This is a genomic window from Caballeronia sp. INML3B (assembly GCF_023631305.1).
Classification (GTDB): Bacteria; Pseudomonadota; Gammaproteobacteria; order Burkholderiales; family Burkholderiaceae; genus Caballeronia; species Caballeronia turbans.
Genome location: NZ_JALQDI010000040.1, coordinates 40,110 through 63,385, shown reverse-complemented (window position 1 = coordinate 63,385; position 23,276 = coordinate 40,110). Strand labels below are relative to the sequence as shown.

The following is a 23,276-nucleotide window of genomic DNA, read 5'->3' as shown; positions in this document are numbered from 1 at the left end:
GGCAAGCATGGCCAAACTGCGTGTGACCGCGGGCCTAACAAGCTGCTTTCTTTGGTTACTTTCTTTGCAGCAGCAAAGAAAGTGACTGCCGCCCCGCATAGGGGCAACGCTAATAAACCAATAACAAAACGGGATCCGCCGAAAAACAAAAAATCAAGCACTCAAAACCCCAGCCCTCGGACTACCCCGCAACTTCATCCAAGACCCATAAACGATCGCGGCAAGCACGAGGCCAACGAACCACGCATACGTGTAGAGCGTATTGAAGAACACAGGCACACCTGGAAACGATGCAGGAAACGCCGTATGCAGAAACCCCGGCAGATTCGGCAACACACCGACGAGCAACGCCACCACCGCCGCCACGTTCCATCCACCGCTATACGAATACTCGCCGTCCTCGTCGAAAAGCTCGCGCTGATCGAGCCGCGTGCCGCGAATGAAGAAGTAATCGACCATCAGAATCCCCGCAACCGGCCCGAGCAGCGCCGAATACCCGACGAGCCACGTGAAGATATAGCCCTGCGTAGTCGCAAGAATCTTCCACGGCATCATGACAATGGCGATCGTCGCCGTGATCATGCCGCCCGCGCGATACGAAATGCCCTTCGGCCACAGGCTCGAAAAGTCATACGCGGGTCCAACGAGATTCGCCGCGAGATTGCAGCACATCGTGTCGAGCGTAAGGATGACGAGGGCGATGCCCACGCCTATGCCCGTCATGCGGCTCGTGAGATCGATAGGGTCCCACATCGCCTTGCCGTAGATCACGACCGTCGCCGACGTGACCACGACGGAGATGACCGAGAGCAACGCCATCGGTACGGGCAAGCCGATCGTCTGCCCGATCATCTGATCGCGTTGCGTGCGCGCGAAGCGCGTGAAGTCGGGAATGTTGAGCGCGAGCGTCGCCCAGAAGCCGACCATCGCGGTGAGACCCGGCCAGAACGTCGCCCAGAAGAGCCCTTCCTTCTTGCCGCCCGCGACGAACTGCGACGGCGACGAAAGCATCGAACCGAGTCCGCCCGCCTTGCTCGTCGCCCACCAGACGAGCGCGACGCACATCACGACCTTGATCGGCGCAGACCAGCTTTCGAGCCAGCGGATCGAATCCGTGCCATGCCAGATGAAGTAGAGCTGCAACGCCCAGAACACGAGAAAGCACGCGAGCTGTCCGACCGAGATGTCGATGAGCGGCAGCGCCGCGCCATGCAAGGCATTGCCCGTGAGGATATTCGCGAGCGTATAGATCGCGCTGCCGCCCAGCCACGTCTGAATGCCGTACCAGCCGCACGCGACGATCGCGCGCAGCATCGCGGGCAGCTTCGCGCCCTGCGTGCCGAACGACGAGCGCACGAGCACCGCATACGGAATGCCGTGCTTCGCGCCCGCATGACCGATCAGCAACATCGGCACGAGCACGATCAGGTTGCCGAGCAGGACCGTCAACACGGCCTGCCACGGCGACATGCCCTGATCGGTGAGACCCGCGGCCAGCATGTACGAAGCGATGTTCATCACCATCCCGACCCACAACGCCGCGAAGTGATACCACTTCCAGGTACGCTGCGCCGGGCCGGTCGGCGCGAGATCGTCGTTATACAGGCTGCTCGTCTCGACGTTATGCGCTGTCTGATTCATCGGATGCACTCCGTTTGACTGTGCGGTTGATCATGAGGGTTCAACGACGACGAGCGCTGCATGATGTTTATGCCGCTTTAGCGGGTTCCTCCGCATCCACGCGAGCGGGATTGTTCGGGTGCGTGGTCCAGTTCGCGTATTCGCCCGCATCGACGCGTTCCATCGTGATGCACTGCTCGACCGGGCACACATGCATGCAGAGATTGCAGCCGACGCATTCCGAATCGACCACTTCGAAATGCCGCTTGCCGTCCTTCTCCTTCAGGATCGCCTGATGCGATGTATCCTCGCACGCGATATGACACAGCCCGCACTGAATGCACTTGTCCTGATCGATACGCGCCTTGATGTCGTACTTGAGATTGAGATACTTCCAGTCCGTGACGTTCGGCACGGCGCGGCCGCGGATGTCATCGAGCGTCGCGTAGCCTTTCTCGTCCATCCAGTTCGAAAGGCCATCGGCGAGATCGGAGACGATACGAAAGCCGTAGTGCATGGCCGCCGTGCACACCTGCACACTGCCTGCGCCCAGCACCATGAATTCCGCCGCATCGCGCCAAGATGAAATGCCGCCGATGCCCGAGATCGGCAGATTCGGCGTCTCTGGATCGCGCGCGATCTCCGCGACCATATTGAGTGCGATCGGCTTCACGGCGGGACCGCAATAACCGCCGTGCGTCCCTTTGCCATCGACGGCCGGCATCGGCGCCATCTGGTCGAGATCGACCGCGACGATCGAGTTGATCGTGTTGATGAGCGACACGCCGTCCGCGCCGCCCTTGAACGCGGCGCGCGAACCCATGCGAATATCGCTGATGTTCGGCGTGAGCTTCACGAGGCACGGCAGCTTCGTGCCTTCCTTCACCCAGCGCGTGACCATTTCGACATACTCGGGCACCTGTCCCACCGCCGCGCCCATGCCGCGCTCGCTCATGCCATGCGGGCAGCCGAAGTTCAGTTCGACCGCATCCGCGCCGGTGTCCTCGACTTGCGTCAAGATCCACTTCCAGTCCTTCTCATTGCACGGGACCATCAGCGAGACGATCAGCGCGCGGTCCGGCCAGTCGCGCTTCACTTGTTCGATCTCGCGCAGGTTCACGTCGAGTGGGCGATCGGTGATCAGTTCGATGTTGTTCAGTCCCGCGATGCGCTGCCCGTTCCATTGCACCGCGCCATAACGCGAGCTCACGTTGACGACGTGCGGATCGAGCCCGAGCGTCTTCCACACCACACCGCCCCAGCCCGCCTCGAAGGCGCGGTTGACGTTGAAGGCCTTGTCCGTCGGCGGCGCGGACGCGAGCCAGAAAGGATTCGGCGATGTAATGCCGGCGATGTTGCAAGTCAGATCGGCCATGTTGAGGCGGCTCCTTATGTTCGTCAGGCGGCTTTGATCGAAGTCAGCTCGAACGACGCGTCGATGGACGCAGCCGCGAGCTTGCCGTCCTGCACGGCCTGCACGGTGAGATCGAGTCCTTCATGCGTCGCGCAATCGCCGCCGGCCCACACTTTCGCGAGCGTCGTCTGTCGATTCTCGTCGGTGACGATGCGCCCGCCGTCGAGCGTCAGCAACGCCCGGTCGATGCCGATGGGCACGAGCGTCTGACCGATCGCCTTCAGCACCATGTCCGCATCGATGACGAAGCGCTCCGCGTCGCGCTCGAACTCGACGCCGGTCACGTGCCCGTCAACGCCGATCAGACGCGTCGGCTTCGCGTGCGTGACGATGCTCACGCCATTGGTCTGCGCGAACTCGCGCTCGGCCCACGTCGCGCTCATGTTCTCGACGCCGCGCCGGTACACCATCGTCACGTTCGTTGCGCCGAGCTTCGCGGCCTGCACGCACGCATCGACGGCCGTGTTGCCGCCGCCGATCACGACGACGCGCCGACCGACCGGCACATTCGCGAGATCGTCGGCCTCGCGCACCTGCTCGATGAAATCGACCGCGTTCATCACGCCGTCGAGCGCTTCGCCTTCGAGCGCCAGTTCGCGCACGCCCGCAAGACCGAAGCCGATGAACACCGCGTCGTATTGCTTGCGCAGCTCCTCCAGCGTGAAGTCACGGCCGAGCGCGTGACCCGCCTTGATCTCGATGCCGCCGATCGAATGCAGCCATTCGATTTCGCGCTGCGCGTAATCCTCGACCGTCTTGTAGGCGGCGATGCCGTATTCGTTCAGGCCGCCGGGTTTCTCGCGCGCATCGAAAATCACCGCGCGATGTCCCGCCAGCGCGAGCCGATATGCACACGCGAGCCCCGCCGGCCCCGCGCCGACGATCGCCACGCGCCTGCCCGTCTCCGGCGCGCGTTTGAAAAGCGGCTCGCCTTTTGCCATTGCCCAGTCCGTCGCATGACGCTGCAATGCGCCGATTTTCACGGGCGCATCGCCCGGATGGTTGCGTACGCAACTACCCTCGCAGAGAATCTCGGTCGGGCACACGCGCGCGCACATGCCGCCGAGCGGATTGGCGGACAGGATATCGACCGCCGCGCCTTTCAGATTGCCGTTGCCGATCTTGCGGATGAAGCTCGGTATGTCGATGCTCGTCGGGCAGGCCTGCACGCACGGCGCGTCGTAGCAGTAGTGGCAGCGGCTCGCGGCGGCAGCCGCGGCGGTGGCGTCGAGCAACGGCGCGACATCCGAGAACTCGCATGCGAGCTGTTCGTGCGTGAGGCGATGGCTCGCGATATCGCCGGTCGTTTTTGTGGTCATGTGCGTTCCATGTGAGGACGTACGAGTGCCCGTCATCCGCGCGCATTGGCCCGGACGACACTGAACGTGAGACGAAGCGCGCTGTTTCTACGAAGCCGGTTCCGACGCGCGCTCGAGCATCGCGTGCAGAAGCACGTTCGCGCCCGCCTCGATCCACTCCTGAGACGCGTCTTCGATTTCGTTATGGCTGATGCCGTCGACGCACGGCACGAACACCATCGATGTGGGCGCGACTTGCGCGAGATAGCACGCATCATGGCCCGCGCCCGACACCATGTCGCGATGCGAATAGCCGAAGCGCTGCGCCGCCGCGCGCACGGACGCGACGCAGGCGGCGTCGAATCTGACGGGCGCGTAATAGAAGATCTGCTCCAGTTCGGTCTGCAAGCCGATCTCTGCGGCGATACGCGCGACACCCTCGCGCAACGCGGCGTCCATGCGCGCGAGCACGGCATCGTCGGGATGACGGAAATCGACGGTGAAGAACACGCGGCCCGGAATCACGTTGCGCGAGTTCGGATGCACCTGCATCATGCCGACCGTCGCGCAGGCGAGCGGCGCGTTGTCGAGGCCGATGCGGTTCACGAGGTCCACGACGCGCGCTGCGCCGAGCAGCGCGTCCTTGCGGCGCGGCATGGGCGTCGGGCCCGCGTGCGCTTCCTGGCCCGTGAGCGTGATCTCGTACCAGCGCTGGCCTTGCGCGTCGGTGACGACGCCGATCGTCTTGTTCTCGGCTTCGAGAATCGGACCTTGCTCGATGTGCAACTCGAACGCCGCGTGCAGCTTGCGGCCGCCGCACGGCAGATCGCCGGCGTACCCGATGCGCTTCAACTCTTCGCCGATCGTCTTGCCGTCGACGTCCTTGCGCGAGAGGCCGTAGTCGAGCGGGAACACGCCCGCGAAGACGCCCGATGCGACCATCGCGGGCGCGAAGCGCGAACCTTCCTCGTTGGTCCAGATGACGACTTCGATCGGATGCTCGGTCTCGATGCCGCGATCGTTGAGCGAGCGGATCACTTCGAGTCCGCCGAGCACACCGTAGATGCCGTCGAAGCGCCCGCCCGTGGGTTGCGAATCCGCATGGGAGCCTGTCATGACCGGCAGCGCCTCGAGGTTGCGCCCGGCGCGACGCATGAACACATTGCCCATCTGATCGATGCTCACCGTGCAACCCGCTTCCTTCGCCCAACTGACGATGAGATCGCGCCCTTCCTTGTCGAGATCGGTGAGCGCGAGCCGGCACACGCCGCCCTTGGGTGTCGCGCCGATCCTGGCCATCGTCATCAGGCTGTCCCAGAGACGTCGACCATTCACCTTGATGGACGTATCGAGACCGGCCTCTCTGATTGCATCCGTTACGACGTTCATTCGCCTCGCTCCTTACGATCGACTTCGTATGTGAGTGACTTCGTTTCGTGCATGCCGGGCGTTTGCGGTGCGATGCCGCACGCGCCCGGTGCACGTTTCTGTTATGCGATGAATGATGCGAACGACACGCTTCTTCAATACTTCGAGCGCTTCTCAAATCCTGTCCGAATGGACAGGTTGTAGCCGATTAAAATAAGCAAATCAACGTCTTTCGTGTGCGGACAAACACGGAGCGAAATGAAGCGATAAGCGTGCCATTGCAATGCAGCATCGGCGGGCACTGGGCGCGGCGGCGTTTTCGACGCGATGCAGCGCCGCGTGCATGAACGGCGCGAATGAGGCACGATGCGGCACACACGACAGAAAAATTCGACGATGAGACACGACGACGCGGCTGACGACATTACCGAGCGCGAGCATGCCGCAACACCTTTGCGGCGACGCAAGGCGCAGATCCGCGAGAGCAACGAAGCGCAGCTTCTGGCGTGCGCCGAAGAAGTGTTCGCCGAGAAAGGACTGGAAGGCGCGAGCACGGCGATGATCGCCGAGCGTGCCGGACTGCCGAAGGCCAACCTGCATTACTACTTCCCGACGAAGCTCGCGCTCTATCGCCGCGTGCTCGAAGATTTGTTCGAAGACTGGCATCGCGCGGCGGACACCTTCGAATGCAGCGACGATCCGGTGGAAGCGATCGGCGGTTATGTGCGCGCGAAGATGGAATTGTCGAGACGTCGGCCGCTCGGCTCGAAGGTGTGGGCGAGCGAGATCATTCACGGCGCGCATCACATGCAGGACATTCTCAACGAGCGGGTGAAGCCGTGGCTCGATACGCGCGTCATCGTGATCGAGAGCTGGATCGCGCGCGGCCTGCTCGCGCCGGTCGAGCCGGACACGTTCATGTTCATGATCTGGGCGATCACGCAGCACTACGCCGACTTCGATGCGCAGATCCGCGCATTGAAGGGCAAGCGGGCACTGACGCGCAAGGCCTTCGATGAGCAGACGGAAGAAGTCGTGCGACTCGTGATCCGCGCATGCGGCGCGGTGTCGCCGCGCGTCGAAGCGAAAGAGGACGCGCAATAAAAAACGCCGGTCGCTCGATAGCGGCCGGCGTTCGACTTGCTGCTTGCTGCTTGCTGCTGTGATGCTTCACTGCGTGACTGCGGTGCTGCCAACTGCGGTACTGCTACTGCATTTCTCGCAAGATATTGCTACTGCCAACGCTTGCTGCACCATCTACCGCTGCTACTGCTCACTGCCACCTGCTTTTCGTCGAGCTCGACTTCGAACTCCGATCAATGACCGAAGTAGACCGAGTTGCGATCCGACATCGACACGTTAGCGCGCGCGACCGGCGCCGCTGCGCCCGATTGCGAAGTACCAGCCGTCGAAGGACCGTAGGCCGAGCTACCGTTTTCGGCGTTCACACGCGCTTGTGCCGCCTGAATGTTTTGCGGATAGTCCACGCGATCGGTCGACGGGTTGTAGCCGGCCTTTTCCAGTTGAACCAGTTCCGCACGCACTTGAGCGCGGGTCACCGGGCCGTTGCTTTGCGCAGACGCGAAAGTCGGAGCGGCCAGAGCGGTGGCGATGACGAGTGCGGGAACGAATGCCTTGATCATGATGAACCTCCAGTAGTCTTGTTTTGAAATCGAAACTGAAATCGGAAGCTTTTTAAGCGGTTTCTGATTTCGTTTCGCTTGAAGACAGTGTAGGAGGTGGTCGTCTTAGGGGAAACCCCAATTTGCACGAAACATAATTGTCGAGTCAGCAACAATCCGTTTCGCGTCACGAATCGCGTCGAGAGCCCTTACGACCATCTAAATAATTGATTTATATCGATATTCAGACGCGCAGGACGGATCGCGGCAACGCATCGCCATTACGATATCGCCAGCCAATCGCCATTCAGATGTCAGCTTCTACGCGGCCGTCGCGTAGGTCATCGCGGAAATCAGGAGTTCGCGCAGCAAAGGTTGGATCGCGGTCGCCTTGGCTTCGTCGTAAGCGAAAGGCGACGATTCCTCCATGTAGCTGATCTGCGTCAGCTCCAGTTGCACTGCGTGAACGCCCTTCTCAGGCTCGCCGTATCGCCGTGTGATATAGCCGCCCTTGAAGCGCCCGTTGGCCACCGTCGAGAAGCGGCCGTCGCGCTCGACGATCCCCGCAAGGTACTCGGCGAGCCCCGGCGCCGCCGACGCGCCGTCCGCCGTGCCGAAGTTGAAATCGGTCAGGCGCCCGTCGAAGAAACGCGGCACGACCGAGCGAATCGAATGCGCTTCCCAAAGGAGCACGCGGCCATGCGACGCCCGCAACGCGTCGAGTTCACTTGCGAGCGCATCGTGATACGGCTGCCAGTACATCGCGCGACGCGCATCGATCTGCTCGCGCGACGGCTCGTGGCCGGGCTTGTATAGCGGCGCCTTGTCGAAGGTATCGACCGGACACAGGCCCGTCGTGTCGCGGCCGGGATAGAGGTTCGCGTCATCGGGCGGACGGTTCAGATCGACGACATATCGCGCGTATTGCGGCGTCAGTATCGATGCGCCCAGTTCGCGCGCGAACGCGTAAAGCCGCTCGAGATGCCAGTCGCAATCCTCGGTGAGTTTCGCGATGGGCGTCATCTCGTCGGCGAGCGCGCAGGGAATGCTCGTGCCCCGGTGCGGAATCGAAATCAGCAGCGGCGCGCCGCCGCGTTCCAGCGTGAAAATCGAAGACTCGTTCATGGATGACCTCAATCGAGCAAGCCGCGCAACGCGGCGCGATAGCGCGCGAGCGCTTCGTCTTCCTGCGCGTGGCGGCGCGCGTCGATCACCTTGCGGCCGGAGACGAAAACATCGCGGATCGGCGTGTCGCCGTGTTCGCAGAAGACCGCGCTCGAAAGCCACGTTTCGGGCGCATGGCCGCCGATGCCCGGATGCGCGTCGTCGAGCACGAGCCAGTCGGCGCGCGATCCCTGCGCGAGCGCGCCGACGGGCCGTCCTGTGGCGTGCGCGCCGCCGTCGAGCGCGGCATCGAAGAGACGATCGGCGGGACGGCTCTGCGTCGGCGACGCAAGCACGTTGCGCTGCTGGCGGCACAGGCGCTGGCCATACTCGAGCAGACGCAGCTCGGAGCGCCAGTCCACGCCCACATGACTATCCGAGCCGACGCCGATGCGTCCGCCGGCATCGAGATAATCGCGCGACGGAAATACGCCGTCGCCGAGATTCGCCTCGGTCGTGAGACACAGGCCCGCGACCGCGCCGCTCAACGCGAGACGCGCGCACTCGTTTGCATCGATATGCGTCGCGTGCACGAGGCACCAGCGCTCGTCGACGTTGAAATGATCGAGCAGCCATTGAACCGGGCGATGCCCCGTCGCCGCCACGCACGCCTCGACTTCGGCGGTCTGCTCCGCCACATGGATATGCACCGGCGCACGGACGAAGCGCGCGTCGAACCCTTCGATCACCGCCGCGAGCGATTCGCCCGACACCGCTCGCAGCGAATGCGGCGCGACGCCGTAACGCCGCGCGCCGTTTTCGGGCCGCGCGCGGGCGAGCGTGTCGATGAGCGCGAGCAGCGTGTCGGGCGTATTGAGAAAGCGGCGCTGATCCTCGCGCGGCGCAGCCTGGTTGAAACCGCCGTGCTCGTACAGCACCGGCAACATCGTGATGCCGATGCCCGCGCGCCCGGCCGCATCGACGACACGCTCGGCGAGTTCTGCGCGATTCGCATAAGGCGCGCCGCCGGGTGCGTGATGCACGTAGTGAAACTCGCACACCGACGTGTAGCCCGCCTTGAGCATCTCGATGTAGAGCCAGTGGGCGATGTCCGCGAGCGACTCCGGGCCGATCCGCGCGGCGAAGCGATACATGAGGTCGCGCCAGCTCCAGAACGTATCGTTGACGCTCGCGCGATATTCGGTGAGGCCGGCCATCGCCCGCTGGAACGCGTGGGAGTGCAGATTCGGCATGCCGGGCACGACCGGCCCTTTCGCCCGCTCGACGCCCGCGGGCGCAGCGCTGTCCGGCTCGACGCGCAGCAACGTGCCGTCGTCGTCCCATTCGAGCAGCACGTCGCGCCGCCAGCCGCCGGCGAGGCGCGCATGATCCGCGAAGAATGCGCTCATCTTCCTGTCTCCCTTTTCATACGACGCGCGGCTGCTCACACATTGTCGATGCCGATGTGCAGCCACGACGTATCGTCCGACGCCTCGCAATGCAGTTCTGCCCCACGATCGAGACACAGCGTATCGCCTGTTTCGAGCGTATGACGCGTGTCTGCGGCGGCCTTGATATCGATCCTTCCAAGCACGCAAAAGATGAAGGTCAGATCGTGGCCGGCATCGAGCGAGCACGACGCGCGCCGGGCATGCACCGTCGCGCGGGCGCGATCGCGGCGCACCATCACGTTGAAATCGCGCGTCGGGCCGTCGATCAGCGTCGCGTGAATCGGCGTTTCGCCGGCAAAGCGCGCGATCGCGAGCGGCGCATCGAGCGTATGCACGCGGCCTTCCGCTTCCGTCAGACGCATGCCCGCGCCATCGAGCAGCACGAGCACGCGATCGACGCCCGCGAAACTCGAGAATGCGCCATCGGACGCCACATCGGCCAGCGACAGACGCCATGCGAACGCATCGAGCGACGCGCCCGGCGGCCCCGCCGCGATCTCGCGCGTCATGCCGCCGCCGTTCTTCCAGCGCGTAGCCGTGAGCGAATCGGCTCGAATGATCATGGCGTTCAGAAGTGCCCCGTGAATTGATAACGATCGCCCGGATGCCAGAGATTCGCGACCGATGCGACCGCGTCACGCGACCACGTGCGCCGATGCAGCAACAGACACGGCTCATGCTCCGCCATCGCGAGCGCGAGCCGGATCTCGGCCGACGGCACCGAGGCCTCGATCCGGTATTCGACGCGCTGCAACGGCGCGGCCGTCATCAGGTACTGGTTCGGCGTGATCGTCGTGAAATCCTGGCGCGCGTATTCCGGCGCGAGCGCGGGATTCACGTAGCGCTCTTCCATCTGAACCGGCTCGTCGTTCTCGAAGTGCAGCACGCGCGAATGAAACACCGGGCTGCCCAGCGCGAGATGCATTTCGTCGGCGAGCGCATCATCGACGATCGATGCGCCCAGATGCAGCACCTGCGCGCGATACACGTGGCCGCGCGCGACGATTTCATCGGAGATGCTGCGAATCTCGACGAGCGTCGACGCGTATTTCGGCTGCGCGACGAAGGTGCCCGCGCCCTGCACCCGCGTCAGCACCTGCTCGGCGGTCAGCTCCCGCACCGCGCGGTTCACGGTCATGCGCGCGACCTTGAACTCGCGTGCGAGCTCGTTCTCGGAGGGCACCAGATCGCCCTCCTTCCATTCGCCGATATGAATGCGCTGGAGAATGTAGTCCTTGATCTCCTGATACGCAGGCGTGCTCATACAGGCTGTTCCGACGCGAACGCGAACGGGCTGTGCTGCGCGATCGCGCCTTCCTGCACGAGCGTCGCGATCGCGGCGATGTCCGGCGCGAAGTAGTGATCGAGGTCGTAATGCGCCACGTGCGCGCGCAGCGTCTTCATCACTTCGAGCAAGGGCGCGCTCGTCCGATGCGGCGCGCGCAGATCGACCCCTTGCGCGGCCGCAAGCAGTTCGATCGCGAGAATGTTCGCCGTGTTGCTCGCGATGTCGCCGAGCTTGCGCGCGGCGAACGTCGCCATGGAAACGTGGTCTTCCTGGTTCGCGGAAGTCGGCAGGGAATCCACCGATGCAGGATGCGCAAGCGTCTTGTTCTCCGATGCGAGCGCGGCAGCCGTCACGTGCGCGATCATGAAGCCCGAGTTGACGCCGCCATCGCGGACGAGGAACGGCGGCAGGCCCGAAAGCGTGGCGTCGATCAGCAACGCGATGCGGCGCTCCGCGAGTGCGCCGATTTCGGCGGCCGCGAGGGCGAGGTTGTCGGCCGCGAACGCCACCGGCTCCGCGTGGAAGTTGCCGCCCGACAGCACTTCGCCGGTGTCGGGGAAGATCAGCGGGTTATCGGAGACGGCATTCGATTCGATCAGGAGGACGTCGGCCGCGTGGCGCATCTGGTCGAGGCACGCGCCCATCACTTGCGGCTGACAGCGCAGGCTGTACGGGTCCTGCACCTTCTCGCAGTCCGCGTGCGACAGATTGATGCCCGAGCCCTTCAACAGGGTGCGGTAGGCCGCCGCCGCCTCCATCTGCCCGCGATGGCCGCGCAGCTCGTGGATGCGCGCATCGAACGGGACGACGGAACCCGCCGCCGCATCGACGGACAGCGCGCCCGCGACGAGTCCGGTACGGAACAGATCCTCGATCGCGAAGAGGTTGTAGAGCGCGAGCGCCGCCGACGCCTGCGTGCCGTTCAGCAGCGCGAGACCTTCCTTCGCCTGCAGCGTGAGCGGCTTGAGGCCCGCGACCGCGAGGCCGTCGAGCGCACTCGCGCGCTCACCGCGAATGGTGACCTCGCCGATGCCGAGCAGGACCGTCGACATATGCGCGAGTGGCGCGAGATCGCCCGATGCGCCGACCGAGCCCTTGATCGGGATGATCGGCAGCACGTCGGCGTTGAAGAGCGTGATGAGCGCGTCGATGACTTCACGGCGGATGCCCGAATGACCGCGCCCGAGACTCGACAGCTTGAGCGCCATCAACAGACGCACAACCGGCCGCGACATCGGCTCGCCGACGCCCACCGCATGAGACAGCACGAGATTTTTCTGCAGCAGCTCCAGCTGATCGGCCGGAATGTGCGTATTGGCGAGCCGCCCGAAGCCCGTATTGATGCCGTAGGCCGGATCGCCCTTCGCGGCGATCGCGGCGACGGCGCGCGCGCTCGCGTCGATGGCATCGAAGCTGGCCGGATCGAGTTGAAGCGGATCCGAGCCGCGCGCGATGCGGCGCAGTTGCGGGAGCGTCAGTTTTCCGGGCGTAAGCGTGATCATGATTCGTCCTGTCTATACAAGTTAGACTCAAGTCTAAACGGGCTCGAAGGACGAAACAAGGGGATATCCGGGATATCACTAGGATCATCCCGGCAAGCATGACACGTCTTGTCTATACAGATTTGACGTTACAAGACCTTTTCCATCACGAACTGGACGAAGCGCTGCTCGCGCACGATGACCGCCCGCGCCAGCAGCATCGTGAACCCGCAATACTCGAAGAACGGCCGCGCGGTCACGCTCGAGTAGGTATGCAGCGTTTGCAGACCGGCTTCGTCGGCTTCGGCCTCGATGCGCGCGAGCAGCGACGTCGCCACGCTTTTGCGCTGATGCAGCGGATCGACGAACATCATGTCGATGAGACCGTTCTTTTCGAGATCGGCAAAGCCCGCGAGTTCGCCGTCGACGAGCCCGATCCAGGTCGGGCGGCTCGCGCGGGCGAGTTCCCATTCGTCCCGGTCGGCTTGCGCCCACGCTTCGATCTGCGCCTCGTTGTAATCGGCGGATGCCGTTTCGCGAACGGCGCGTTGAAACAGATCGATCACACCGTCGAGATCGCTCGCACGATACGGTCTGACTTCGATGAGCGGCAGGCCTGGCATTTCTTCACCTTCGTTTACTGTCAATAAAAAAACCGCTGCGGAGGCAGCGAGGGTCTAGCGTTGATAACGCGGGAATCTGTACGGGATTGAATCGGAAACGGGCGCGCGCAAACGTTCTAATCGGAGGAAACCGGATGCGGGAAGTGCGCGGTCGGCGAGTCCTTCAGGAAGCCACTGCCACCGTCGCGATGCCGAGCGCGGTCATCACGAGCGATGCGCAAACGTGGAGCGCGATCTCAGTGAGCGCCCAGCCGAGCCGCCCTTGCTGCAAATGCGCGACCACTTCGGCCGAAAACGTGGAAAACGTGGAGAGCCCGCCCATCAGTCCGGTGATGATGAATAGCCGCCATTCAATCGAGATATCCGGAAAGCGTGCGAAGAAGGCGACCGCCACGCCAATGATGTAGCCCGCGATGACGTTCGCCGCGAACGTGCCGAGCGGCAGATTCGGAAAAATCGCATTCAGGCGCAGGCCGAGGACCCATCTGAGCAGCGATCCCAGGCCGCCGCCGAGCCCCACGGCGATGATCGACAGATACATGACTTGTGTGAGTTCGATTCGAAATTAACTGCGTTATGCCTCGCGAGCGAGCCGGTCGATCAGTGCGCCTCGACTCGTCTCGACGATCCAGCCGACCCTGTGCCGCACATGCGCCACCCACGTGCCGTCGCGCCGTTGTTCCCAGCACCCGGCATCGTGGCCGTCGATGAAAAGCGAGCCGCGCACCACGAGCTGGGGATCGGCGGGGTCGAGCACCTCGTCGTCATTGTGTTCGAGCTTCACCGTGTGCATGAGCGTCGTCTGCAAAAACACGTCAAGACCGGAGCCAGTCTCGCGAATGGCTCCATTCTAACGATACTCGCAGGCCCTGCGTCCAAACGCTCACCGTATCATGAAGGACATTGCCGAAAGGCAGTTGAGTATCCGTACGACATGTTCGACGCAAGGCGCATCGAAAGCGAGCGTCACGGCATCGATGCGCTCGAGTGTCGGCCATTGGCAAAAGAGATCGGCGAACGCGGTCGTCTGCGCGCGCAGTTCGCAGCGATGCCCGGTGATCGCCGCACGCTTGGCATGCACTGAAGACGCCGCTGCTTCGATCGTCTCCCGCGCGGCGAGCCGGATCGCGTCGCATGCCGCGGCGGGCGTTTCGGTCACGCCGCTCGAATAGCCGTGCGCGGTCTTCACGCATAGAAAGCGCGCGCCGGGAAACGCGGGCAGCGTCTGGGCGCCGAACACGTCGTCGCCTGTGAGCAGCGCGACGCACGCGCCGTGTTCCTCGGCGAGCCTGCCGTAAAGGCCCGCCTCGCCGACTTCCTCGCCGTCAAGCGTGACGCGCGCGAACGCGGCGCTGTTGATCGTATGCGCGAGAATGCCGCGGCTTTGCGCGCGCGCGTGATAGCCGATCATGAAGACCACTTCCGGCGATGCCTCCAGTCCCGCCATCATGCCGAACGTGCGCGGCTTGCCGAGCACGAGGCGCGCGCGCGGATCGAGCAGGTCGGGCAACAGGTTGCGAAAGCCGCCGTGCGAATCGTTGATCCACACCTGGGATGCGCCGCCATCGAACGCGCCTTGCGCAGCCGCATTCGCTTCGCGCGTCATCCAGCGGCGCGCCTGCTCGTATTCGGCGTTGCCCGCACGCGTCTGCTCCGGATGAAACACGCCCGCGATGCCTTCGATATCCACCGAGATCAGCACTTTCATGGTCTTGTTCTCAATGCGTCCTTGAGCGATATGCGCCGATGGCCGTCGCGCCCGGCAACCGTCTCCGCGCTGAAGAGCGCATCGAGAATCGCTTGTTCAATGCTGTCGGCCGCGGCCTGAAAGAGAGGATCGAGCCGCGTGTCGCTGACAAGCGGCGGCACCGCGATGAAGTCCGCCTCGTGCGGCACGGTGTAAGCGGTCGTGAAAGCGAGCGCGATGTCGCCGCTGCCATGACCGTACACCGAACCCGTGCGCGCGAGGCCGGCGGCAGAGCGCATCGCGAGGCGGCGCAATCGACGCGCGTCGAGCGGCGCATCGGTTGCGATCAGCATGATGATCGAGCCTTGTTCGGGCTTCACGTTCGCTTCTTTCGTCAGCGTCTTTCCGACGGCATCGCCCCCGATCACGAGTTGCGGCAGACGGCCGAAGTTTGCGAGCACGAGCGCGCCTGTCGTGTACGCGCGCTCGTTGACCCGCACGACGCGCGATGCCGAACCGATACCGCCTTTCAGTTCGAAGCACGACATGCCGCGCCCCGCTCCGACCGCACCGCGTTCGAAATCGACGCTGCACGCATCGAGTGCGCTCATGTAATGCGCTTCGTGAATCGCGAGCGCCTGCATGTCGTTGAGGTAGCCATCGTTGCATTCGAACACGAGCGGATTCACGCTCGGATCCTCGCGCCCGATGCGCGGATTCGCCGCGATCGCCGCGCGAATCTGCGCGTTTGCGATGGTGCCGACGCCGAAGGTATTGGTCAGCGCGACCGGCGTTTCGATCACGCCGAGTTCGTCCAGTTGCACGAGCCCGACGCTCTTGCCGAAGCCATTGATCACGCACGCGGCAGCCGGCACCTTGTCGCGATAGACATCGCCATCGTGCGGTCGGATCACCGTGACGCCCGTTTGCACCGCGCCCTCAGAGAGCGTGCAATGACCGACCGTCACGCCCGCAACGTCGGCGATCGTGCCGCGCGGACCCGCTTCGAGCGAACCGATATGCGTCATGGCCGGTCGAGCTTCGGATCGAGCGCGTCGCGCAGGCCGTCGCCGAGCAGATTGAACGCGAGCACCGTGAAGAAGATCGCGAGGCTCGGAAAGATTGCGACGTGCGGCGCCATCGCCATGTCGGCGCGCGCTTCGTTGAGCATCGCGCCCCACTCGGGCGTAGGCGGCTGCGCGCCGAGTCCGAGGAACGACAGACTCGCCGCGGTGATGATCGATGTGCCGATGCGCATCGTGAAGTACACGACCACCGACGAAATCGTGCCCGGCAGAATATGCCGCGCGAGTATCGTCCAGTCCGATGCGCCGATGCTCTTCGCCGCCTCAATGTATGTGAGATGCTTCAGCGCGAGCGTATTGCCGCGCACGAGCCGCGCGAACGCGGGAATGCTGAAGATCGCGACCGCGCACACCACATTGACCATGCCGTTGCCGAGAATCGCGACGACGCCGATCGCAAGCAGAATGCCCGGAAACGCGAACAGCACGTCCGCAATGCGCATCACGATGCGGTCCCACCAGCCTTCGTAGTAGCCCGCGAGCAGACCGAAGAACGTGCCGATCACCGCACCGAGCACGACGGAGACCAGCCCCGCCGTCAGCGAAATGCGGCTGCCCACGAGTATGCGGCTCAGAATGTCGCGGCCCAATGAATCGACACCGAACCAGTGCGCGGCCGAGGGACCGGCGTTGAGCGCATCGTAATCGAAGTAATTTTCCGGATCGTATGGCGCGATATACGGCGCGATGATCGCGATGACGACCAGCAGCAACACGAACACGGCCGCGACCATCGCGACGTGCTGTTGCCTGAACTTGCGCCAGAACTCCGTCCACGGCGTGCGGATTTCTTGCGGCGCATGCACCGCGCTTTCGGCTGTCACGCTCATCGCGTCCTCACTTGAAACGAATGGTCGGATTGATGATCGCGTACAGCACATCCACGATCAGATTGATGACGATGAATTCCAGCGAGAACAGCAGCACTTCCGCCTGGATCACGGGGTAGTCGCGCATCTCGACCGCATCCACGAGCAGGCGGCCCAGCCCCGGCCAGTTGAACACCTTCTCCACGACGATCGAGCCGCCGAGCAGAAAGCCGAATTGCAGCCCCATCATCGTGACGACGGGGATCATCGCGTTGCGCAGGCAATGCTTCACGATGACCATCGGTTCATGCACACCCTTCGCGCGCGCGGTGCGCACGAAGTCCTCGCCGAGCACCTCGACGAACGAAGCACGCGTGAAGCGCGCCATCACGGCGGCGACGGCGGCCCCGAGCGTGATCGACGGCAGCACATAGCCCTTCCATGTGCCGTCATTGACGATGGGCAGCCATCCGAGCTTCACCGAGAAAATTTCCATCAGCAGCATGCCGAGCGCGAAGGCCGGAAACGATATGCCCGATACCGCGAGCGTCATGCCCAGCCGATCCGGCCAGCGATTGCGCCACACCGCCGACACGATGCCGATGCCCATGCCGAAGATCACTGCCCACACCATGCTCGCGAGCGTGAGCCACAACGTCGGCATGAAGCGCTCGGCGATTTCCGTCGACACGGGCCGCTTGCTGCGCGTAGACATGCCGAAGTCGAAATGCACGACCTTGCCGAAGAAGCTCACGAGCTGTTGCGGCAGCGGCTTGTCGAGGCCGAGATCCGCGCGCACGAGCGCGACCGTCGCTTCGTCGGCTTCTCCGCCCGCGGCGAGCCGTGCGGGATCGCCCGGCAGCATGTGCACGAAGAAGAACACCAGCACCGCGACGATGAAAAGCGTCGGCAGAAGACCTAACAGGCGTTTGGCGATGAAGTTGAGCATCGTTTTGAGTCAGATGCGGCCGGGCGATGGAGCCCGGCCGAAAGCGATTACTTGATCGCGATCTCGTCGAAGCTGAACGAGCCGTCGGGCATCACGTATGCGCCGGAAAGACGCTTGCTGCGCGCATACACGACCTTCTCCGTGACGAGGAAGATCCACGGCGCGTCCGCCCAGATGCGTTTTTGCGCATCGGCATAGAGCTTCGCTTTCTCGCCGCGATCCGTCGTGGCGAGTGCCTTCGAGAGATCGTCGTCGACCTGATCGCTCTTGTAGTACGCGGTATTGAAGAGCTTCGGCGGAAACGACGTGCCCCCGAGCAGCGGCGAGATCGCCCAGTCCGCTTCGCCCGTCGAGGACGACCAGCCGATATAGAGCATGCGAACCGGCGCCGTCTTCGGATCGGGCGCGCTCTCGATGCGCTGCACGCGCTGGCCCGCTTCGAGCGCTTCGACCGTTGCTTTCACGCCGACTTGCGCGAGTTGCTGCTGCACGAACTGGATGATCTTTTGCGCCGTCGTGTGGTTATAACCCGACCACAGTACGGTTTCGAAGCCGTTCGGATAACCCGCTTCCTTCAGCAGCTCGCGCGCTTTCGCGGGATCGTATTTCCACGGCCCGAGCTTCGTCGCATACTCGACGCCCGGCGGCACGACGCCTTCGGCCGGCACGGCATAACCTGCGAACGCAACCTTGACGAGCGCTTCCTTGTTGATCGCGTAGTTCATCGCCTCGCGCACCTTCTGGTTATCGAAGGGCTTTTGCAGCACGTTCATGCTCACGTAGCGCTGAATGATTGACGGCGCCGCGATCAGGTCGACCTTCGGGCTCGCCTTGAGCGTCGCGGCCTGCTCGAAGGGAATCGAGAACGCGAAGTCCGCTTCGCCGGTCTGCATGAGCGCGGCGCGCGTGTTGTTATCGACCACGGGCTTCCAGTCGATCATGTCGATCTTCGGCAAGCCCTTGCGCCAGTAGCCCGCGAACTTCTTCACCTTCAGGTCGTCGGTCTGCTTCCATTCGACGAACTCGAACGGACCCGTGCCGACCGGATGAAACGCGATGTCCTTGCCGTACTTCTGGAGCGCGGTCGGCGAGATCATCACCGCCGACGGATGCGCGAGCACGTTGATGAACGCCGAGAAAGGAATCTTCAGCGTGATCTTCACCGTGTATGGATCGACCACTTCGGTCTTGTCGATCTTGTTGAAGAGGTTGTAGCGCTTGAGCTTGTTGTCCGGGTTCGTCACGCGGTCGAAGACGGCCTTCACCGCGTCCGCGTTGAAATCGGTGCCGTCCTGGAACTTCACATCCTTGCGCAGATGGATCGTGTAGACCTTCGCGTCGGGGCTCGCCTCGTAGCTCGTCGCGAGCACGTTGCGGATCTTCATGTCCTTGTCGAACCCGAAGAGGCCCTCGTAGAAGGACTTCGCCACCGCCTGCGAGAGCGTGTCGTTCGCGTCGTACGGATCCATCGTCGTGAAGGTCGAAGCGACGGCCATCACGGCGGTGCTTTGCGCATGCGACGCGACAGGCGCGAGTGAGGTCAGTGCGGCGAATGCGCTTGCAGCGAGAATCGAGCGCAGTTTGAAAGACGGCATCGTTGGACTCCTTGGCTTGACGTCATGGTGTTATCAATACGCGCCGCCTACGTGATGCTCGGCAACGTAATGGTCTGGTCCTACGGCTACGAGTTTCGCGACGGTCGGCTCGTCGCCGAGCTTGCGGATCGGGCTCGGAATCTCGTCGGCGGCGAGCATGCGTTTCGCATGTCTGCGCGACGGGTCGGCGACCGGCACCGCGCTCATCAGCTTGCGCGTGTACGGATGCCGCGGCGCTTCGAACACGGCGGCGCGCGGTCCTATCTCGACGATCTGCCCGAGATACATCACCGCCACGCGATGACTCACACGTTCCACGACTGCCATGTCGTGCGAGATGAAGAGATACGCCACGCCCAGCTCGCGCTGAAGATCGAGCATCAGATTGACGATCTGCGCGCGCACGGAGACATCGAGCGCGGAGACGGATTCGTCGGCGATCACGACTTTCGGATTCAGCGCGAGCGCTCGTGCGATCGCGATGCGCTGTCTTTGACCGCCCGAGAATTCGTGCGGATACCGCTGCGCCGCTTCGGGCGGCAAGCCGACCTTTTCGAGCAGCCAGTCGACCCGCGCCTGTGCTTCCTTTCCGCTCGCGACGCGATGCACGAGCAACGGCTCCATCACGGAGAAGCCGACTGTCAGACGCGGATTGAGCGAAGCAAACGGGTCCTGAAAGATGAACTGGATATTGCGCCGCAGTGTCTGCAGCGCATGGCCTTCGAGCTTGCTGATGTCGCGTCCGTCGAATTCGATCGAACCGCTCTGGCTTTCGACGAGCCGCAGCAACGAACGTCCCGTCGTCGATTTGCCGCAACCCGATTCGCCGACGAGCGCGAGTGTCTCACCAGGGCGCAGGTCGAAGCTGACGCGCTCGACCGCATGGACCGCCGCCGTCGTGCGGCCGAATAAACCGCTCTTCACCGGAAAGCGCGTGACCAGGTCGCGTACGCGCAGAATCGGCCGGATGGTTTCATCGACGGCAGGCTGCGTTTCCTTCTCGACCGCTTCCGATGGCCGCAACGCGCTTGCATCGTCGGGCGCGATATCCGCCGGCTCGACTCCGAGAATCGGGAATTTCGCGGGGCGATCCGTGCCGTGCATCGCGCCGAGCGTCGGCACGGCGGCGAGCAGCGCCTTCGTGTAGGGATGCGTCGGCGCATGAAACAGCGTATCCGAAGGCGCTTCCTCCACCTTTTCGCCGCGATACATCACGAGCACGCGATCGGCGACCTCCGCGACCACGCCCATGTCGTGCGTGATAAAGATCACGCCCATGTTCATTTCGTCCTGCAGCCCGCGCACGAGTTGCAGGATCTGCGCCTGAATCGTGACGTCGAGCGCAGTGGTCGGCTCATCGGCGATCAGGAGCGCGGGCTTGCACGAAAGCGCCATCGCGATCATCACGCGCTGGCGCATGCCGCCCGACAACTGATGCGGATAGCGCGCGAACACGCGCTTCGATTCGGGAATGCGCACGAGATCGAGCAGACGCAGCGCTTCCGCGCGGGCCTCGGAGCGGCTCTTGCCCTGATGCAGCGCGATGGCTTCCGCGATCTGGTCGCCGACCGTGAATACGGGATTGAGCGATGTCATCGGCTCCTGGAAGATCATCGCGATGTCCGCGCCACGCACGCTGCGCATCGCCGCGGATGACGCCTTCGCGAGGTCCAGCACTTGCCCGTTGCGCCGCCTGAACGCGATGCTGCCCGAGACGATCCGCCCGCCGCCATGCTCGACGAGACGCATCAGCGCGAGCGAAGTGACCGATTTCCCCGAACCCGATTCGCCGACGATCGCGAGCGTTTCGCCGCGATCCACGGAAAACGCGATGTTGCGCACGGCTTCGATCGTGCGCGAGCGCGAACGGAACGAGACCGACAGGTCGCGCACGTCGATCACGCGGGAATCGGGCAAGCTCTCGTTCATCATCGATAGATCGCCGTGACGGGCGCTTCGCCTGCTCGCGCATAGCCGCGATACATGCCTTCCGTGTTGAACGGCAGCACGACGTTGCCCTTCGCGTCGACGGCGACGAGGCCGCCGCGTCCTTCGATGCGCGGCAACTTGTTCATCACGACATCGTGTGCCGCGTCCTCAAGCGACACGCCGCGATATTCCATCTGCGCCGATACGTCGTACGCCGCGAGCATGCGGATGAACATCTCGCCCGTGCCGGTGGTCGAGACGGCGCAAGTCGCGTCGTTCGCGTAACAGCCCGCGCCGATCAGCGGCGCATCGCCGACGCGGCCCGCCTGCTTGTTGGTGATGCCGCCCGTCGATGTCGCGGCCGCCAGATGGCCGTTCGCATCGAGCGCGACGGCGCCGACAGTGCCGAACTTCCTGTCGGGATCGATGGGATCGCTGTCGAACGCGAACTTCGTCATCGCATCGTGATCGAGCATCGTGCCCGACGTGCCGCGCGCCTTGAGCCATTGCTGATAACGCGCTTCCGTGCGGAAGTACGAGGGATCGACGAAGTCGAGCCCTTGCGCCGCGGCGAACGCTTCCGCGCCCGCTGCCGTGAACATCACGTGGTCGCTCACGTCGAGCACGCGGCGCGCGGCGAGCACGGGATTCTTCACGCGCGTCACGCAACTGATCGCGCCGGCTTCGAGCGTCGCGCCGTCCATCACGGATGCATCGAGCTCGTGCGTGCCGGCTGCCGTGAACACCGCGCCGTGGCCCGCGTTGAAGAGCGGGCAGTCTTCGAGCAGACGAACGGCTTCGGTGACGGCGTCGAGCGCGCTGCCGCCGGCGGCGAGAATGCGCTCGCCCGCGCTCAGGATTTCGCCGAGCGCCGCGTGGTAGCGCCCTTCCGTTTCGGCGTTCATGGCGTGGCGCAGGAGCGTGCCTGCCCCGCCGTGAACGGCAATGACTGGTGTTGCGTTCATGTCTCGCGCGGTTCCGTGTGAGTGTGTCGTTTCGCGGCCGTACGGCGCGGCGCGGGGACCGTCGGTGGCGCTTTGACGATCGACGGCGCGACGAGCCACGGCAGCACGAATTCGGTCAATCCCGATGCCGCCTCGACCGAGCGTTTCGCCCGATGCGCGACCGCATCGCAGAGTGCTTCGATGACGGCGAGCACCGCCGTGTCGCAATTCGCCGCGAGCCTGCGCTCGGCCTGAATCGCGAGCAGCACGTCGGCGACCGGCGCGAGCGGCGACGCGGCGCTGTCCGTGAGTGCGATGACGCGCAAGCCGTGATCGCGCGCAAGCCGCGCCAGCGTGATGGTGTCGTCGACATAACGCGGGAACGCGATCGCGATCAGCACATCGCCCCGCGACGCCGTGAAGAGCCTGCGCGCCGCATGCGACGGTCCGCCCATCAGCGCGAGCGACTGGACGTTCGCGCAATACGGCGTGAGTCCGTGCTCCATCAGTCCCGCGAGGAACGCGCTCGCGCCATAGCCGACCACGAAGACGCGCGGCGCGGCGAGGATCATGTCGACGATTGCGCCGGCCTTCGCGCCATCGACGGATGTTTGGGCAAGACGCAGATTCGCTGCCGCCTGCGCGAGCGATGCATCGAAAACTTCGGCGCCGCTCGCCGGCGATTCGAGCGCGGTGCGCAAGCGCTCGACCGGCGCGATGGTCGCCTCGAAGCCGCGCACGAGCGCCTCGCGAAACGCCGGATAGCCCGAGAAACCGAGCGCCCGCGCGAAACGGTTCGCCGTCGCCACCGACGCGCCCACGGCGCCCGCCAGTTCGTCGATGCGCATCGTCGCGGAACGGAACAGGTTCGCCAGCACGAACGCACCCATGCGCCGGTGGATGGGCGTGAGCGTCGGCATGGCCGCTGCGATGCGCGCGGAAATCAGAACGTCGGTGCTCGCCGGTGCACGAACCGATAGTGAACGGGACATGGAATGCGCTGCGGCCT

22 protein-coding genes are annotated in these 23,276 nt (G+C 64.0%); 1 reads left to right on the top strand and 21 read right to left on the bottom strand.

The window, feature by feature from the left end; genetic code table 11:
• Positions 1 to 153 precede the first annotated feature (153 nt).
• The 4 genes from NCS58_RS15785 to NCS58_RS15770 form a co-directional block, all read right to left on the bottom strand.
• Positions 154 to 1,641 carry an NCS1 family nucleobase:cation symporter-1 gene (locus NCS58_RS15785; RefSeq protein ID WP_250538630.1) on the bottom strand — a complete coding sequence of 496 codons (1,488 nt, stop codon included), beginning with the start codon at positions 1,639 to 1,641 and terminating at the stop codon, positions 154 to 156.
• A 67-nt stretch (positions 1,642 to 1,708) separates the two neighbouring features.
• Positions 1,709 to 2,995, bottom strand: coding sequence for an NAD-dependent dihydropyrimidine dehydrogenase subunit PreA (preA, locus tag NCS58_RS15780; RefSeq protein WP_061118161.1), 1,287 nt, complete (start codon positions 2,993 to 2,995; stop codon positions 1,709 to 1,711).
• 23 nt (positions 2,996 to 3,018) lie between these two features.
• The gene (locus NCS58_RS15775) at positions 3,019 to 4,353 is read right to left on the bottom strand and encodes an NAD(P)-dependent oxidoreductase (RefSeq protein ID WP_061118162.1); all 1,335 of its coding nucleotides are present in this window, start codon (positions 4,351 to 4,353) and stop codon (positions 3,019 to 3,021) included.
• Positions 4,354 to 4,440: 87 nt separating this feature from the next.
• Complete coding sequence (locus NCS58_RS15770; RefSeq protein WP_061118163.1) at positions 4,441 to 5,721, bottom strand: Zn-dependent hydrolase; 1,281 nt, start codon at positions 5,719 to 5,721, stop codon at positions 4,441 to 4,443.
• A gap of 375 nt (positions 5,722 to 6,096) precedes the next feature.
• Between NCS58_RS15770 and NCS58_RS15765 the strand changes: the two genes are divergently transcribed.
• Positions 6,097 to 6,804, top strand: a complete 708-nt coding sequence (locus NCS58_RS15765) for a TetR/AcrR family transcriptional regulator (protein WP_061118164.1) — start codon at positions 6,097 to 6,099, stop codon at positions 6,802 to 6,804.
• A gap of 212 nt (positions 6,805 to 7,016) precedes the next feature.
• On the opposite strand, the gene NCS58_RS15760 is transcribed toward NCS58_RS15765, so the two are convergent.
• The 17 genes from NCS58_RS15760 to NCS58_RS15680 all read right to left on the bottom strand — a co-directional run bounded on the left by NCS58_RS15760 (position 7,017) and on the right by NCS58_RS15680 (position 23,259).
• Positions 7,017 to 7,340: a DUF4148 domain-containing protein gene (locus NCS58_RS15760; protein ID WP_061118342.1), complete on the bottom strand. Its 324-nt coding sequence runs from the start codon at positions 7,338 to 7,340 to the stop codon at positions 7,017 to 7,019.
• Positions 7,341 to 7,643: 303 nt separating this feature from the next.
• On the bottom strand, positions 7,644 to 8,447 hold the full coding sequence (hutG, locus tag NCS58_RS15755) for an N-formylglutamate deformylase (RefSeq protein ID WP_061118165.1): 804 nt from the start codon (positions 8,445 to 8,447) through the stop codon (positions 7,644 to 7,646).
• 8 nt (positions 8,448 to 8,455) lie between these two features.
• Positions 8,456 to 9,835 (bottom strand): formimidoylglutamate deiminase, encoded by a 1,380-nt coding sequence (locus NCS58_RS15750; protein ID WP_061118343.1) that lies wholly within the window; start codon positions 9,833 to 9,835, stop codon positions 8,456 to 8,458.
• Between the two features lie 35 nt (positions 9,836 to 9,870).
• Positions 9,871 to 10,440, bottom strand: coding sequence for a HutD family protein (locus tag NCS58_RS15745; RefSeq protein WP_086961034.1), 570 nt, complete (start codon positions 10,438 to 10,440; stop codon positions 9,871 to 9,873).
• Between the two features lie 5 nt (positions 10,441 to 10,445).
• A complete protein-coding gene (hutC, locus tag NCS58_RS15740) occupies positions 10,446 to 11,141 on the bottom strand; it encodes a histidine utilization repressor (protein ID WP_061118167.1) in 696 nt (231 codons plus the stop codon).
• Entirely contained in the window at positions 11,138 to 12,667 is a 1,530-nt protein-coding gene (hutH, locus tag NCS58_RS15735; RefSeq protein ID WP_061118168.1) for a histidine ammonia-lyase, read from the bottom strand. The genes hutC and hutH overlap by 4 nt, the downstream gene beginning before the upstream one ends.
• Before the next feature lie 128 nt (positions 12,668 to 12,795).
• Positions 12,796 to 13,269, bottom strand: coding sequence for a GNAT family N-acetyltransferase (locus tag NCS58_RS15730; RefSeq protein ID WP_061118169.1), 474 nt, complete (start codon positions 13,267 to 13,269; stop codon positions 12,796 to 12,798).
• 163 nt (positions 13,270 to 13,432) lie between these two features.
• A complete protein-coding gene (gene crcB / locus NCS58_RS15725; protein WP_061118170.1) occupies positions 13,433 to 13,810 on the bottom strand; it encodes a fluoride efflux transporter CrcB in 378 nt (125 codons plus the stop codon).
• 33 nt (positions 13,811 to 13,843) lie between these two features.
• Complete coding sequence (locus tag NCS58_RS15720; RefSeq protein ID WP_061118344.1) at positions 13,844 to 14,062, bottom strand: hypothetical protein; 219 nt, start codon at positions 14,060 to 14,062, stop codon at positions 13,844 to 13,846.
• A 90-nt stretch (positions 14,063 to 14,152) separates the two neighbouring features.
• Positions 14,153 to 14,977, bottom strand: coding sequence for a M55 family metallopeptidase (locus NCS58_RS15715; protein WP_061118171.1), 825 nt, complete (start codon positions 14,975 to 14,977; stop codon positions 14,153 to 14,155).
• On the bottom strand, positions 14,974 to 15,984 hold the full coding sequence (locus NCS58_RS15710; protein WP_061118172.1) for a P1 family peptidase: 1,011 nt from the start codon (positions 15,982 to 15,984) through the stop codon (positions 14,974 to 14,976). Before NCS58_RS15710 ends, NCS58_RS15715 begins: the two co-directional genes overlap by 4 nt.
• Positions 15,981 to 16,871: a glutathione ABC transporter permease GsiD gene (gsiD, locus tag NCS58_RS15705; protein ID WP_061118173.1), complete on the bottom strand. Its 891-nt coding sequence runs from the start codon at positions 16,869 to 16,871 to the stop codon at positions 15,981 to 15,983. Before gsiD ends, NCS58_RS15710 begins: the two co-directional genes overlap by 4 nt.
• 7 nt (positions 16,872 to 16,878) lie before the next feature.
• On the bottom strand, positions 16,879 to 17,799 hold the full coding sequence (gene gsiC / locus NCS58_RS15700) for a glutathione ABC transporter permease GsiC (protein ID WP_061118174.1): 921 nt from the start codon (positions 17,797 to 17,799) through the stop codon (positions 16,879 to 16,881).
• Between the two features lie 47 nt (positions 17,800 to 17,846).
• On the bottom strand, positions 17,847 to 19,394 hold the full coding sequence (gene gsiB / locus NCS58_RS15695) for a glutathione ABC transporter substrate-binding protein GsiB (protein ID WP_250538629.1): 1,548 nt from the start codon (positions 19,392 to 19,394) through the stop codon (positions 17,847 to 17,849).
• Positions 19,395 to 19,427: 33 nt separating this feature from the next.
• On the bottom strand, positions 19,428 to 21,326 hold the full coding sequence (locus NCS58_RS15690; RefSeq protein ID WP_061118176.1) for a dipeptide ABC transporter ATP-binding protein: 1,899 nt from the start codon (positions 21,324 to 21,326) through the stop codon (positions 19,428 to 19,430).
• A complete protein-coding gene (locus NCS58_RS15685; RefSeq protein ID WP_061118177.1) occupies positions 21,323 to 22,288 on the bottom strand; it encodes an isoaspartyl peptidase/L-asparaginase family protein in 966 nt (321 codons plus the stop codon). The genes NCS58_RS15690 and NCS58_RS15685 overlap by 4 nt, the downstream gene beginning before the upstream one ends.
• Positions 22,285 to 23,259 (bottom strand): MurR/RpiR family transcriptional regulator, encoded by a 975-nt coding sequence (locus NCS58_RS15680; protein ID WP_061118345.1) that lies wholly within the window; start codon positions 23,257 to 23,259, stop codon positions 22,285 to 22,287. Before NCS58_RS15680 ends, NCS58_RS15685 begins: the two co-directional genes overlap by 4 nt.
• Between the last annotated feature and the right edge of the window lie 17 nt (positions 23,260 to 23,276).

What these genes read in the sequence shown, in the direction of transcription:
- NCS58_RS15785 (WP_250538630.1), bottom strand. Translation starts at nt 1,641, where the DNA reads ATGAATCAGACAGCGCATAACGTCGAGACGAGCAGCCTGTATAACGAC.
- preA (WP_061118161.1), bottom strand. Translation starts at nt 2,995, where the DNA reads ATGGCCGATCTGACTTGCAACATCGCCGGCATTACATCGCCGAATCCT.
- NCS58_RS15775 (WP_061118162.1), bottom strand. Translation starts at nt 4,353, where the DNA reads ATGACCACAAAAACGACCGGCGATATCGCGAGCCATCGCCTCACGCAC.
- NCS58_RS15770 (WP_061118163.1), bottom strand. Translation starts at nt 5,721, where the DNA reads ATGAACGTCGTAACGGATGCAATCAGAGAGGCCGGTCTCGATACGTCC.
- NCS58_RS15765 (WP_061118164.1), top strand. Translation starts at nt 6,097, where the DNA reads ATGAGACACGACGACGCGGCTGACGACATTACCGAGCGCGAGCATGCC.
- hutG (WP_061118165.1), bottom strand. Translation starts at nt 8,447, where the DNA reads ATGAACGAGTCTTCGATTTTCACGCTGGAACGCGGCGGCGCGCCGCTG.
- NCS58_RS15750 (WP_061118343.1), bottom strand. Translation starts at nt 9,835, where the DNA reads ATGAGCGCATTCTTCGCGGATCATGCGCGCCTCGCCGGCGGCTGGCGG.
- NCS58_RS15745 (WP_086961034.1), bottom strand. Translation starts at nt 10,440, where the DNA reads ATGATCATTCGAGCCGATTCGCTCACGGCTACGCGCTGGAAGAACGGC.
- hutC (WP_061118167.1), bottom strand. Translation starts at nt 11,141, where the DNA reads ATGAGCACGCCTGCGTATCAGGAGATCAAGGACTACATTCTCCAGCGC.
- hutH (WP_061118168.1), bottom strand. Translation starts at nt 12,667, where the DNA reads ATGATCACGCTTACGCCCGGAAAACTGACGCTCCCGCAACTGCGCCGC.
- NCS58_RS15730 (WP_061118169.1), bottom strand. Translation starts at nt 13,269, where the DNA reads ATGCCAGGCCTGCCGCTCATCGAAGTCAGACCGTATCGTGCGAGCGAT.
- crcB (WP_061118170.1), bottom strand. Translation starts at nt 13,810, where the DNA reads ATGTATCTGTCGATCATCGCCGTGGGGCTCGGCGGCGGCCTGGGATCG.
- NCS58_RS15720 (WP_061118344.1), bottom strand. Translation starts at nt 14,062, where the DNA reads ATGCACACGGTGAAGCTCGAACACAATGACGACGAGGTGCTCGACCCC.
- NCS58_RS15715 (WP_061118171.1), bottom strand. Translation starts at nt 14,977, where the DNA reads ATGAAAGTGCTGATCTCGGTGGATATCGAAGGCATCGCGGGCGTGTTT.
- NCS58_RS15710 (WP_061118172.1), bottom strand. Translation starts at nt 15,984, where the DNA reads ATGACGCATATCGGTTCGCTCGAAGCGGGTCCGCGCGGCACGATCGCC.
- gsiD (WP_061118173.1), bottom strand. Translation starts at nt 16,871, where the DNA reads ATGAGCGTGACAGCCGAAAGCGCGGTGCATGCGCCGCAAGAAATCCGC.
- gsiC (WP_061118174.1), bottom strand. Translation starts at nt 17,799, where the DNA reads ATGCTCAACTTCATCGCCAAACGCCTGTTAGGTCTTCTGCCGACGCTT.
- gsiB (WP_250538629.1), bottom strand. Translation starts at nt 19,394, where the DNA reads ATGCCGTCTTTCAAACTGCGCTCGATTCTCGCTGCAAGCGCATTCGCC.
- NCS58_RS15690 (WP_061118176.1), bottom strand. Translation starts at nt 21,326, where the DNA reads ATGATGAACGAGAGCTTGCCCGATTCCCGCGTGATCGACGTGCGCGAC.
- NCS58_RS15685 (WP_061118177.1), bottom strand. Translation starts at nt 22,288, where the DNA reads ATGAACGCAACACCAGTCATTGCCGTTCACGGCGGGGCAGGCACGCTC.
- NCS58_RS15680 (WP_061118345.1), bottom strand. Translation starts at nt 23,259, where the DNA reads ATGTCCCGTTCACTATCGGTTCGTGCACCGGCGAGCACCGACGTTCTG.